The organism is Mesorhizobium sp. M0045, from assembly GCF_040323385.1.
In the GTDB taxonomy this organism is placed as follows: Bacteria; Pseudomonadota; Alphaproteobacteria; order Rhizobiales; family Rhizobiaceae; genus Mesorhizobium.
Genome location: NZ_JAMYUY010000003.1, coordinates 66,222 through 78,670, shown reverse-complemented (window position 1 = coordinate 78,670; position 12,449 = coordinate 66,222). Strand labels below are relative to the sequence as shown.

The 12,449-nt window shown below is 63.1% G+C and carries 11 protein-coding genes; 4 read left to right on the top strand and 7 right to left on the bottom strand.

Annotated elements, in window-relative coordinates; translation table 11 throughout:
• The first annotated feature begins 16 nt into the window (after nucleotides 1-16).
• The 3 genes from NKJ72_RS05255 to NKJ72_RS05245 all read left to right on the top strand — a co-directional run bounded on the left by NKJ72_RS05255 (nucleotide 17) and on the right by NKJ72_RS05245 (nucleotide 2,128).
• Nucleotides 17-325, top strand: a complete 309-nt coding sequence (locus tag NKJ72_RS05255; RefSeq protein ID WP_352476145.1) for a DUF1244 domain-containing protein — start codon at nucleotides 17-19, stop codon at nucleotides 323-325.
• A 13-nt stretch (nucleotides 326-338) separates the two neighbouring features.
• On the top strand, nucleotides 339-800 hold the full coding sequence (locus NKJ72_RS05250) for a cupin domain-containing protein (RefSeq protein WP_352476144.1): 462 nt from the start codon (nucleotides 339-341) through the stop codon (nucleotides 798-800).
• 146 nt (nucleotides 801-946) lie between these two features.
• Entirely contained in the window at nucleotides 947-2,128 is a 1,182-nt protein-coding gene (locus NKJ72_RS05245; protein ID WP_352476143.1) for an MFS transporter, read from the top strand.
• Here the strand turns inward: NKJ72_RS05245 and NKJ72_RS05240 are convergent.
• Nucleotides 2,086-2,997: a LysR family transcriptional regulator gene (locus NKJ72_RS05240; RefSeq protein WP_352476142.1), complete on the bottom strand. Its 912-nt coding sequence runs from the start codon at nucleotides 2,995-2,997 to the stop codon at nucleotides 2,086-2,088. The two genes, NKJ72_RS05245 and NKJ72_RS05240, sit on opposite strands and share 43 nt — an antisense overlap.
• A 94-nt stretch (nucleotides 2,998-3,091) precedes the next feature.
• Between NKJ72_RS05240 and NKJ72_RS05235 the strand changes: the two genes are divergently transcribed.
• Nucleotides 3,092-4,054, top strand: a complete 963-nt coding sequence (locus NKJ72_RS05235; protein ID WP_352476141.1) for an SDR family oxidoreductase — start codon at nucleotides 3,092-3,094, stop codon at nucleotides 4,052-4,054.
• Nucleotides 4,055-4,117: 63 nt separating this feature from the next.
• Here NKJ72_RS05235 and NKJ72_RS05230 read toward each other — a convergent pair whose 3' ends face one another.
• From NKJ72_RS05230 to NKJ72_RS05205, 6 genes are all read right to left on the bottom strand, one after another.
• Entirely contained in the window at nucleotides 4,118-4,276 is a 159-nt protein-coding gene (locus NKJ72_RS05230; RefSeq protein ID WP_023678456.1) for a DUF3309 family protein, read from the bottom strand.
• Between the two features lie 98 nt (nucleotides 4,277-4,374).
• Nucleotides 4,375-7,551: an efflux RND transporter permease subunit gene (locus NKJ72_RS05225; RefSeq protein ID WP_352476140.1), complete on the bottom strand. Its 3,177-nt coding sequence runs from the start codon at nucleotides 7,549-7,551 to the stop codon at nucleotides 4,375-4,377.
• A gap of 2 nt (nucleotides 7,552-7,553) precedes the next feature.
• Entirely contained in the window at nucleotides 7,554-8,765 is a 1,212-nt protein-coding gene (locus NKJ72_RS05220; RefSeq protein ID WP_352476139.1) for an efflux RND transporter periplasmic adaptor subunit, read from the bottom strand.
• A gap of 384 nt (nucleotides 8,766-9,149) precedes the next feature.
• Complete coding sequence (locus tag NKJ72_RS05215) at nucleotides 9,150-10,280, bottom strand: patatin-like phospholipase family protein (protein ID WP_352476433.1); 1,131 nt, start codon at nucleotides 10,278-10,280, stop codon at nucleotides 9,150-9,152.
• 26 nt (nucleotides 10,281-10,306) lie between these two features.
• Nucleotides 10,307-11,089 carry a 3-hydroxybutyrate dehydrogenase gene (locus NKJ72_RS05210; RefSeq protein ID WP_352476138.1) on the bottom strand — a complete coding sequence of 261 codons (783 nt, stop codon included), beginning with the start codon at nucleotides 11,087-11,089 and terminating at the stop codon, nucleotides 10,307-10,309.
• 199 nt (nucleotides 11,090-11,288) lie between these two features.
• On the bottom strand, nucleotides 11,289-12,377 hold the full coding sequence (locus NKJ72_RS05205) for a citrate synthase/methylcitrate synthase (RefSeq protein WP_352476137.1): 1,089 nt from the start codon (nucleotides 12,375-12,377) through the stop codon (nucleotides 11,289-11,291).
• Nucleotides 12,378-12,449: the final 72 nt, after the last annotated feature.

Below are 12,449 nucleotides of genomic sequence, written 5' to 3'. Positions count from 1 at the left end.
AAGGGACGCCAAAGACATGACCGAACTCAGCGACGAACAAAAGCGCGATTTCGAAGCCGCTGCCTTCCGCCGGCTGGTCGCGCATCTGCGCGAGCGTTCCGACGTGCAGAACATCGACCTGATGAACCTCGCCGGCTTCTGCCGCAACTGCCTGTCCAACTGGTACCGCGATGCGGCGCAAGCCGAGGGTGTCGAACTCAGCAAGGAACAGTCGCGCGAGATCATCTACGGCATGCCCTATGCCGAGTGGCAGGCACTGAACCAGATCGAAGCCTCCGATGCCAAGAAGGCCGAGTTCGAGGCAAGGCGCCCCAGGAATCACTAGGGGGGAGGACGCCGTGCCTAAGATTGACGTTGCCGACGTGCCCGGACGCAAGGGCTCATCCTATCCACCGCCGTTCGATGCACCCTGTGCCGAACGCGTGCGGCAGCGGCTGGGCAACGCGGGCGGGCTCACCGACTTCGGCATCAATCTCATGCGCCTGCCGCCGGGCAACTGGTCGAGCCAGCGCCACTGGCATTCGCACGAAGACGAATTCGTCTACGTGCTTGAAGGCGAGCTGATGCTCGTCGAAGATGCCGGCGAGACGGTGCTGCGCGCCGGTGACTGCGCGGCCTTTCCGAAAGGATCCGGCAACGGCCATCACATGATTAATAAATCGGGCGCGATGGCGATCTATCTCGAAGTCGGTTCGCGCTGGCCCGACGACGTCGCCACCTGCTCCGACATCGACATGATGAGCGCCAACGCTGATGGCCGGTTTGTGCACAAGGATGGCGCGCCTTATCCCGAGCCGTAAGGATTTCGGAGTGGACCGCCGAGATGGTTGGCCGACGCGAGAGGACGTCGCGTCTGGTCCAAGCACTTTCGGCAAAGAGCGCTTGACTGTGAATTGAATCGATCTAATTTGCCGCGCGAAGCCATTTCCGGACCGGATTCTACCCGATGGACGCGCAGAAAATGACGCAGACCGCGATTCGTGGACGCTGGGCAGTGGCCGGCATCTTCCTCGCCAATGGATTCCTGACCGGGAGCTGGGCGCCGCAGATCCCGGTGTTCCTCACCCGGCTGGACATCAGCAAATTCACGCTCGGCCTGTTGATTCTGTTGTTCGGGGCAGGGGCCGTAACCGCCATGACCTGGTGCGGCCATCTGATCTCGAAGCATGGCTCGCGCACTGTGCTGCGCTGGTTCGGACTTGCCGGCAGCTTCGGCCTGTTGGTCGTGGCTCTGGCCCCCAACGTGCCCTTGGCGGCAATCGCCATGTTCATCTTCGGCGGTTCGATCGGCGGCATGGACGTCGCCATGAATGCCAATGCAGTGGCAGTCGAACGGCGGCTGTCCCGTGCCATCATGTCGTCCTCGCACGGCTTCTGGAGCCTTGGCGGTTTCGCTGGCGGCGCTTTGGGCGGTTTCGCCATCCAGAACTACGGTCACCTCGCCCATGCGACGGTGGTGACGGCTCTTGCCTTTGCCGTCATCGCCGTAGCGATCCGCTACCTGATCGCCGAGGACAAGCACCCAGTCGCCGAGCACCACAAATTCGCGCTACCGGCAAACCCGCTGGTCTATCTGGTTGGGCTGATGGCACTGCTGACGATGATCTCCGAAGGTGCGGTGCTCGACTGGGCGGCGCTGTATCTCAGGCAGGAGCTCGGCGCCGATCTTGCCATCGCAGGCCTGGCCTACGCCGCCTTTTCCGGTGTCATGGCCGTCATGCGCTTCCTTGGTGATGGCGTCCGCAACCGTTTCGGGGCCGTTACGACGTTGCGCGCCTCGGCTCTTGCCGCTGCTGCCGGCATGCTGGTGGCCGGGCTGGCTCCCTCGCCGTGGCTCGCCATTGCCGCCTTCGCCTTTTGCGGCCTCGGCATTGCCAACATGGTGCCGATCATCTTTTCGGCCGGCGGCAACCAGGAGGGCATGGCGTCCGGCACCGGCATGAGCGTCGTCACCACAATGGGTTACTCAGGCATTCTGGTGGCGCCGTCGGCGATCGGCTTCATCGCCGAACACTCGAGCTTCGGCCCGATCTTCGTCGCTCTGTCCGGGCTGCTGATCGTCGTGCTGTTGATGGCCGGCCTCGCTCACCGCGCTGAATTCGCAGCCGAGGCAGCACCGGCTGAATAGCGCTTGAACTCTTCGTAGAGGAAATCCGCGACGCGGCGGATGCGGACGCTTGTACGCACGTCGCGGTGCATGGCGAGCCACACCGGCAGCGTCGGCAGCGGAAGACCCGGCAGCACTGTCTCGACCAGCGGATCACGGTCGGCGAGCGGCTCCTGGCCAAAGCCGATGCCGTTTCCCGCCCGCACCGCTTCCCACAGCACGATCTGATTATCGGTCCTGAAGCGGAAGGCATTGCGGGCAAGCGGGACGCCGAACTGGGCAAAGCCGCGAATGATCTCATCGCTGCGGTCGAAGCCGACCAGATCATGGCCGGCGAGATCGCGGGCCTCGCGCGGACGGCCACGCCGGTCGAGATAGGATTTTGCCGCGCAGGCGCGGAGCGGAATGTCGGTCACCTTGCGCGCGACCAGTTCATTCTGCGCCGGCTTGACCATGCGAATGGCGATATCGGCATCGCGACGCAGCAGATTCTCGACCTGGTTCGAGGCGACGATCTCGACCTCGATACCCGGCTCCTCGAAACCAAGCCTCGCCATCATTTCCGGCAGTACATAGGCGGCCACCACTTCGCTGGCGGCAATGCGCACCGTACCCTCTATCGCCTCGACCGATCCCAGCGCCAGCAGCGAAAAGGCGCTTGCCTGCTCGCTCACCGCGCGACCCTGTTCAAAGAGCGTGCTGCCTGCTTCCGTGAGCGCATAGCCACGCCGCCCACGCCGGAACAGGGTGACGCCGAGCGCCTGTTCCAGCTCGGCGATGTGGCGGCCGAGCGTCGGCTGGCTTGCGGCAAGTTTTCGCGCGGCGGCAGACAGGCTGCCGGTCTCCGCCACCGTGACGAAACTCTTGATCAGGTTCCAATCGATATCCATTCAAAATTGAATATCAGATCGCCAGCTTTAGTCAATTTTCATTCGCTTGCGAAGAGACCACAACAGGGTCGCAACACAAACACGGAGACGAACAATGACCAAGATCGCAATTCTCGGCGCCAACGGCCGGCTCGGCCGTGCGGTGGCCAAGGCCTTCCTCGATGCCGGCTACGATGTCCGCGCCGTCACCCGCGGCGGCAAGGTGCCGGCCGAGCTCAAAGGCGCCACGGCAATCGCCGGCGACGCGCTCGACCGCAACGCGCTGATCCGCGCCACCGAAGGCGTCGACATCATCTTCAACGGCCTCAACCCGCTCTACACCGACTGGGGCAAGTGTCTGCCGATGGCGGAGAACGTCATGGCTGCCTGCCGGGCGAACGGCGCACTGCATCTCTTCCCGGGCACCGTCTACAATTACGGCTCGCCGATGCCGGCGGTGATCGCCGAAGACACGCCGTTTCGCCCGACGACGGAAAAGGGCCGCATCCGCGTCGCCATGGAAGATCTGTTTCGCCGCGAGGCCGACGCGGGTCGGGTGCGCACGATCCTGCTGCGCGCCGGTGATTTCTTCGGCGGCACCGGCAGCGGATCGTGGTTCGATCTGGTTGTCGCCGCCAAGATGACCAAGGGTATCTATACGGCACCGGGACCGGTCGATCTCGTGCATGAATGGGCCTATCTGCCCGACCTGGCCAAGGCCTTCGTCGGGCTGGCTGACAATCTCGACAAGCTCGGCTCATACGAGGCGCTGAATTTTCCTGGCCATGCGGTGACCGATCTGGACATCAAGGCGGCCGCGGAGAAAGCGCTCGGGCGCGCGCTGAAGCTGACGAAGATGCCGTGGTGGGTGCTGCGCGCCGGCAGCCCGTTCGTGGCGATGTGGCGCGAGATCGTTTCGATGTCCTATCTCCGCTTCGAGCCGCACCGGCTGGCTTCAGCCCGGCTGGAAGGCATTATCGGTACGATCCCGCACACGCCGCTGGAAGATGCAGTATCGGAAGCGCTTGAGGATATCGGCGTCGCCACAACCAAGCCGGTGCAGCAAGCTGCCCAATAAGGAAGTTGAAAAAGACGGATGGTCTGACGGTCATCCGCCGCTTGTCCGGACCAATGATTGCGCTCAGATCCGGCCCATCAACAGCAGCACCAAGACAACGATCAGGATGACGCCGACGATGCCCGATGGGCCGTAACCCCAGGACCGAGAATGCGGCCACGCCGGAACCGCGCCGATCAGGATAAGAATAAGAATAATGATGAGAATGGTGCTGATCGTCATCAGAAAATCCTCGCTTTGAGGTTGCAATGACGAAACAATGCAGAAGGCCGCCCATTGTTCCCGGGCGGCCTTTGCTTGATCAGGGCAGCAATCGGACTCTATTCGGCGGCCTTCGGGAAGGCGATCGCCGGCTCGGCGCCCAGATCGGCGTCCAGGCCTTTCGACGGGATATCGGCCTTGCGACGCCCCAACAGGCTACTGAACCAGCCACGGCGCGCACCGGGTTTGACCTTGGCGCGCGTGAACACCATCAGCATCGACGGCGTTACCACCAGCGTCAGCACGGTGGCGAAGGACAGCCCGAAGACGATCGCCGAAGACAGCGAAATCCACCATTGCGTCGACGGCGCGTTGATCGTCGTCTCGTGGTGGAAGATTTCGAGGCCGAGGCCGAAAGCGATCGGCAGCACGCCAAGAATCGCCGACACTGCCGTCAGCACCACCGGGCGGGCACGTTCGCGGCAGGTCTGCAGAACGGCTTCGTATTTGTCCCAGCCCTCTTCGCGCAACCGGTCATAGGTGTCGATCAGCACGATGTTGTTGTTCACCACCACGCCGGCCAGCGCGATGACACCGATGCCCGACATGACGATGCCGAATGCCTCTCCCGTCAGCAGCAGCCCGAGGAACACGCCGATCGTCGCCATGACCACGCAGGACAGTACCAGCCAGACGCTGGTGAACTTGTTGAACTGCGCCAGAAGCACGATGAAGATCAGGAAGATCGCCGCACCGAAGGCTTTGCTGAGGAAGGCCCCGGCCTCCGCACTGTCCTCATTCGAACCGGCAAGCTTCCAGCGAATGCCGCTGCCGAGGTTCATGTCGGCGACAGCTTTGGTGACCTCCTGCTGGACGGCAGCCACCTGGGCGCCGGCAGCGACGTTGGCCTGGACGACCACCGTTCGCGCGCCGTCGATGCGGTTGAGGATACCGACCGTCGGCTCCGGCTTGCGCACGACGAAGTTCGAGATCGGCACCGAGCCTTGCGCGGTCTGCACCCTGAGTTCGTCGAGCGTCGACAGCGTGCGCCGATCTTCGGGCAGGCGCAGCCTGATGTCCACCGCATCGTCGGCGCCGGCGGGCCGGTACTCGCTGAGCTTCAGCCCGTTGGTCACCAATTGCACGACCGTCCCGACCGCGGTCGGACTGATGCCGTACTGCGCCGCCTTTGCGCGATCGACTTCAAGCGCCCAGTCGACGCCGGGCGGCGCCAGACCGTCGGAAATATCGATGACGCCGGGCACCTTGGCAATGCGCGCGGCGACCGCGCGGGCCTTGTCGTCAAGGCCCTTCGGATCGACGGCCGAAAGCCTGATCTGGATCGGCTTGCCGGTGGGCGGGCCGGCTTCCGGCACGCGAACCTCGACGTCGACACCGGGAATGCCGGCCATCACGCCGCGCAGTTCGTCCAGGATTGAGTTCGCCGATTTGCGCTCGCGCCAGTCGACGAATTCGTACTGGATCACGCCGACCACATCTTCCGGAACGTCCTGGCCGCCGCCCTGCGTCTTGCCTACACGCGTATAGACGGACTTCACGCCCGGCCAACCGAGCAGCCGATTTTCCGCCGTCTTGGTGGCCGCGTCCATTTCGGCAAGCGAAAGATTGCCACGGGCGTGGACATAGAGCAGGCCGTAGTCAGGCTCGACATTCGGGAAGAATTCGACGCCGGCGCCGAATTTCGAATAGGCGTAGCCGACGCCGAACAACAGCGCCACAGTGAGGACAAGCACGGTGATGGGATAGTGCACCGCCTGCTTGACCACGGCCATGTACCAGCCGTCGCGATTGTCGTCGGGGTGATGGGCCGGCGCCTTGGCAAATATCGCGCCCAGCGTCGGCGCGAAGACCAGCGCATAGAGCATCGAGGCCGAGAGCGTCACGATCAGCGTGATCGGCATATATTTCATGAAGTCGCCGATGATGCCCGGCCAGAACAACAGCGGCGAGAAGGCGGCAATGCGCGTCATCGTCGCCGCGATGACCGGGCCGGCCATGCGCTTGGCGGCAAGCGCGAACGCCTCTTGCTTCGGCATGCCCTCGCTCATGCGACGCTCGGCGAATTCTGTGACGATAATGGCGTCGTCGACCAGCATGCCGACCGCCAGGATGAGGCTGAACAGCACGATCATGTTGATCGTGTAGCCCATCATCGCCAACAACAGGATGCCGATCAGGAAGGACGAGGGGATGGCCAATCCGATCAGCAGCGAGGCACGGCCGGACAGCGCGTAGAGGATAACGATGAACACCAGGATGACGGCGATCATCACGTGGTTCTGCAGGTCGCCGAGCAACTGGTTCACGAAAACGGACTTGTCTTGCGTGTAGGTGACGTGCATGCCCTCCGGCATCGTCTTGATGAAGGCGTCGGACACCTCCCTGACCTTGCCAATCGTATCGATCAGGTTGGAGCCGATGCGCTTCTTCACCTCGATGGCAATCGCCGGCTTGCCGTCGAGGCGGGTAACCGTCTCGGCGTCCTTGAAGGTCGAGCGGATGGTGGCGATATCCTTGGCCTGCACCACGGCATTGGGTCCGGCGACGACCGGAAGCGCCGCCACATCCTCTGGCGTCTCGATAAGCGACGGCACCTTGACTGCGTATTTGCCCTCGGACCCTTCGATATTGCCGGCGGCGACAAGACTGTTGGAAGCGCCGACCGCACCGATCAACTGGTCGAGCTGCAGCCCGTAGGAAGACAGCTTCATCGGATCGATGACCACTTCGACGAGGTCGTCGCGCGCACCCTGCAGCGAGCCCTCGAGCACGCCAGGCACTTCCTCGATGCGGTCGCGCAACTCGCGCGCCGCCGCCGTCAGCACGCGCTCGGGCACCTCGCCCGACAGCGTCACGACCAGGACGGGGAACTCGGAGATGTTGACCTCTGAGACCACGGGCTCCTCGGCCGCTTGCGGCAGGTCGGCCTTGCCGTCCTGCACCTTGCTGCGCGTGTCCTGCAGCGCGGTGGCGAGATCCGTCTGTGGCTGGAATTCGACCAGCACATAACCGCCGCCCTGGAAGGCGGCCGAGCGCATCTCCTTGAGGCCCTTCAGGCTCTTCAGCTTGGCTTCCATCGGCCGCAGCAAGAGGCGCTCGGAATCTTCCGGCGAGATGCCCTGGTAGATCAGGCTGACATACATCATCGGAATCGGAACGTCCGGTTCCGCTTCCTTCGGCGTCGACTGGTAAGCAACCGCACCGGCAAGGATGAGAAAGACCAGGACCGAAATGGTCAGCCGGGCATTGCTGATTGCAAGTTTGACGATGTCCATGATTACTGCGTCCCGGTCGTCGCTTCGCCCAACAGCTTTTGGATGGTCGCCTGGTCCGCTTCGACCGGCTTGACCACTTCGCCTTCCTTCACCAGCTCCTGGCCGGCGACGATGATGCGGGCGTCGGCCGGAATGCCGCCGAGCACCAGGCCGGTCGGCGTGTCGTCGACCAGGTCGATCGGGAAGAACACGACCTTGTCGTCCTTGTCGACGGCGCGGATGCCGAGGTCGCCCTTGTCGCCGAGCGTCACCACCGAGCGCGGCAGCATGACGGCGTCGGTCGGCTGGGCGCTGAGCGCGATTTCGGCCGTCATGCCGGCCGGTACGGAACCATCTGCATTCGGGATGGCGACTTCGACCCGGAAGGTACGGGTTGCCGAAGATGCATCCCGGCTGATGTAGCGCACGATGCCCTCGACGTTCTGGCCGCTGACCAGACGCACATTCGCCTTGTCACCGATCTTCAGATAGCCGAGATCGCGTTCGCTGACCTCGCCGCGCGCAATCACCGGGTCGAGGCTGAGAATAGTAGCCACCTCGCCGCCCTGCATCACGGAACTGCCAAGCTCCACCGGCACCCGGTCGATAACGCCGTCGAAGGGCGCCTTCACCTCGTTGCGGTCGAGTTCGGCTTGCGCTGCGTCCAGTTGCGACTTGGCCAGCGTCAGGTTGGAGCGGGCTGTATCGAGCTGCAACTTGGGCAGATTGCCGGTTTTCATCAGCCGCAGGGCAGCAGCCAGCTCTGCCTCCCGCTGCACGACAAGCTGCTTGGCATTGTCGACCGCCGAGATTTTTTCCTCGGCGGCAAGCATCAGGATCAGGTCGCCGGTCTTGACGTGCTGACCCTGCTTGACCGGCAGCTTGTCGATAACGCCGGCGACGCGTGTCGCCAGGACGGCGCGCTTGTCGGCTTCGGTCAGTCCGGAAATGCGGATAGCGCGTGCATAGGTGCGCCGCGGCGGGGTTATGACCGCGACCGTGCGTAACGGCGCCTTGGGCTGTTCCGCCTCGGCAGTCCCCGGCTTGGCAGCCCCCTGTTCGCCAGTTTGGGGCTTGCCTGCGTCGGCTGTCTTGGGCTGCTCGACCTCTCCTGCCTTGGGCTTGTTGTCGGCGGACGCGCTGCCGACGGACGAGAACTCGCCTGTCGCCATCCAGCCGGCGAAACCGATGAGCACAACAATGGCTGCAAGCTTGTGAAACCTGAATTTCGGCATCGTTATTTTTCCAGTGCGCGGGGTTCGGCCAAGCCGCATCTTCTACTTGGGGCGCGTCGCCGATATGGGTGCGCGCGAGGCCGTATTCAAATTGCCGTGATCGGCGAAGCGCGCTTCTACCTCAAAGTTGCGGCGCAATATAGTCAGAAAAGTTGATGGATTGTTGCTTTGTCCGCAAAGATGCGGCTGCAGCATCGGCTGTTGATCGCCAAAACAGCGGTATGGCAGCAATTGTCAGGATGATCGGACAGATTGCGATGTCATCTGCTTTGCGGAGGAGCGAGAGCAATTCCAGGAAAGTGTGAAACGGTTTCCGTCCGGAATTGCGTCAAACAAAAAGAAAAAAGATAGAGCGGTTCGGCGTTTCCGAAAGGATTGACCGTTCTAGGCCGGACGGCGGGCGGCCTCGGGCTGCTTGCGCGCAGCAAGAAACTCCTTGACCCGCCGGCCCGGCGCGGGCCCGCGTACCGGCTTCAGGCCGTCATCGAGCTCGCCGGACAGATCGATCGTCGGCCGCTTGCCGACGGCGTCGTAGTTTTCTTCCAGCCAGTCACTGGCCGCGGTGCGGCCGAGGTCGCGCAGATAAGCAAGGAACGCCCATTCGGCATTGACCTTGGACGATGCCGACAAATCCTTGAACGCTTCGTCGGCATCGATGCGGTGCATGCGTATGTCGCGATATTCGCCGTGCGGCAGTCGGCCGGCGGCGATCAATTCCTTGACGAAGGCGATCGAGCGGAATTCGCGCAACAGCCCGGCATTGAAGGTGATCTCGTCGATGCGGTTTTGAATCTCATTGGCGCTCTTCGGCGTCCCCTCGCGGACCACCGGATTGATCTGAACCAAAAGCACGTCCTCGGTGGCCGCCGTCTTGAAGAACGGGAACAGTGCCGGGTTGCCGCCATAACCGCCATCCCAATAGGGCACGCCCTTGATCTCGACGGCACGGAACAATTGCGGCAAGCAGGCCGACGCCATCACCGTGTCGAGGTCGATCTCGCCGTCCGAGAAGACCCGCAACTGGCCGGTCTCGACATTGGTAGCGGAAATGAACAGTTCAATCGACTTGCAGGCGCGCACATTGTCGAAATCGATCTCACGTTCGACCACATCGCGCAGCGGATTGATGGCGAGCGGATTGGCGACATAGGGCGAAAATACCCGAGACATCGTATCGAACAGGAAATAGCCAGGCGTGTTCTCGATCGACCAATTGCCCCAGGCGACGTCCCAAGGCATGCGCTGCACCGGGCTGAAGCGGCCCTTTGCCGCCACCGCACGCCAGAAATCGTCGAGCTTGCGCCGCGCACCCTCGACGCCGCCGCGGACAAAGCCGTCGGCCAGCGCCACGGCATTCATGGCGCCGGCGCTGGTGCCCGAAACCGCCGTTATGTCGAGGCGCCCGTCCTCCAGCAGCCGATCGAGCACGCCCCAGGAAAACGCCCCGTGCGAGCCGCCGCCTTGCAGCGCGATGTTGATCTTCTTTGGCTCTTCCACCTTGCCGTTCTTCGGCATGGCGTGGCCCTTGACCGCTGGATGGCTCACTGAGCGGTCCAGCCGCCATCGACAGAGATGTGCGTGCCGTTGATCTGCGCCGCCGCATCCGAGCATAGGAACACTGCCACCGCCGCAACCTGCTCGACGGTAACGAACTCCTTGGTCGGCTGCTTTTCGAGCATGACCTCGCGGACCACCGTCTCGCGGTCCATCTTGTTGGCCTTCATCTGGTCGGGGATCTGCGCCTCGACCAGCGGCGTCAGCGCATAGCCCGGACAAATGGCATTGCAGGTGATCTTGTCGCGCGCCAGCTCCAGAGCGACAGTCTTGGTCAAGCCCATAATGCCATGCTTGGCCGAGACATAGGCCGACTTGAACGGCGACGCGACCAAGCCGTGCGCCGAGGCGACGTTGACGATCCGGCCGCCACCGGCCTGTTTCATCAACGGAATGGCGGCGGCGATGGTGTGGAAGGCCGATGACAGGTTGATGGCGATGATCGCATCCCACTTCTCGATCGGGAAGCTTTCCACCGGCGCGACATGCTGGATGCCGGCATTGTTGATCAGGATGTCGACCGAGCCGAATGCCTCGGCTGCCTTCGCCACCAAAGCCCGGCACTCGGCCGGCTTCGACATGTCGGCTTTGACATAGGCGGTCCTCACCTTGTGGTGCTTCGCGATCGCGTCTGCGATGGCGTGGTCGTCTGCGGTATCGGAAAAGGAATTGACGACGAGGTTGCAGCCTTCGGCCGCGAGCGCGTGGGCAATGGCCAGGCCGATGCCCGAGGTAGAACCCGTGACGATGGCGGTTTTTCTGGTAGTCAAGGCTGGCTATTCCTTTGAAGTGGGTTCCCGCGGAACCATGTTGCACTGCAGCATATAGGTTCTCTGCCATCCAAGAACAGCGGATGTGTGGAGCAATGACATGAAATTTTTGTCATGAGGACCTCTCTTATCTCGACGAGAGAGGTGTCCAGCACCGGCTATTGCGACCGGCTTCCGCAAGTATGCGAGGGAAAAATCCTCAAGCGACGAGGTCTGGGACCGGCCCGATATAGCGCGACTGCGGCCGGATCAGCCGTCCGCTCGTCTGCTGCTCGCGCGCATGGGCAATCCAGCCGGCGACGCGCCCGGCAGCAAAGACATTGGTGAACGCCTCCTTCGGAAAGCCCGCCGCCTCCAGCAGAAGTGCTGTGAAGAACTCGACATTGGTCTGGAGCGAGCGCGACGGCTTGGCGATGCGAAGCACTTCGAGCGCCGCTTGCTCCACGCTCTCGGCAAACGCCAGCCGGTGGCCGGCTTCGCCCTTGGCGCCGAGTTGCCGCACCACCGCTTTCAGCACGTCGGCACGCGGATCGCGCACGCGGTAGATGCGATGCCCGAAGCCCATGATGCGCCGGCCGCGCCCGATCTCGTCACGCAGCCAGCCGGCGGCGTCGCCATGCGCCTCGATCGCATCCAGCATCTCGATCACCGGACCTGGGGCGCCGCCATGCAGCGGCCCCTTGAGCGCTCCGAGCCCGGCCAGCACCGCCGAAGTAAGCCCGGCCTGCGTCGAAGCGACCACGCGCGTGGCGAAGGTCGATGCGTTGAGGCCATGGTCGCAAACCGTCACGAGATAGGCATCGAGTGCCTTCGCCAACTTCGGCGAGGCCGCAATGCCGGTCAGCATCCGCAGCATGTCGGCGGCATGATCGGCCTTGCTATCGGGCGCAATCGGGCTTTCGCCGCGCTGCAAGCGCAGCAAGGCCGGCGTCAGCACGGCAGGTGCTGCAACCAGCCGCAGCGCGTCCGGCAATTTGCCGCCGTCCGGCAGCAGCGCAATGCCGGCGCGCATCGCGCTGTAGATATCGAGGGATGTGAGAAACGGCAGCAAGGGTTCGATCTGCTCGAACACTTCGCTGCGCGCCCGACCGATCGCGTTCGCCAGTTCCTTGTCGCCGGGAAGATCGTCGAAAAAGCCGTCGAACAGCAGATGGACCACCTCGGCGTATTTCCAGCGGCCTGCCAGTTCGGGCAACGAATGGCCCCGGATGGTCAGGCGGCCGCCAAGACCGTCAACATCGGAGAGCACCGTTTCCGCCGCCACCACATCATCGAGCCCATTCGCCATTGGTTTTCTCCTTGACCCTTTCCGCGCGGTAGATAAGGGTTGGCGATTGGATCATCAATCTTGATCAACAGA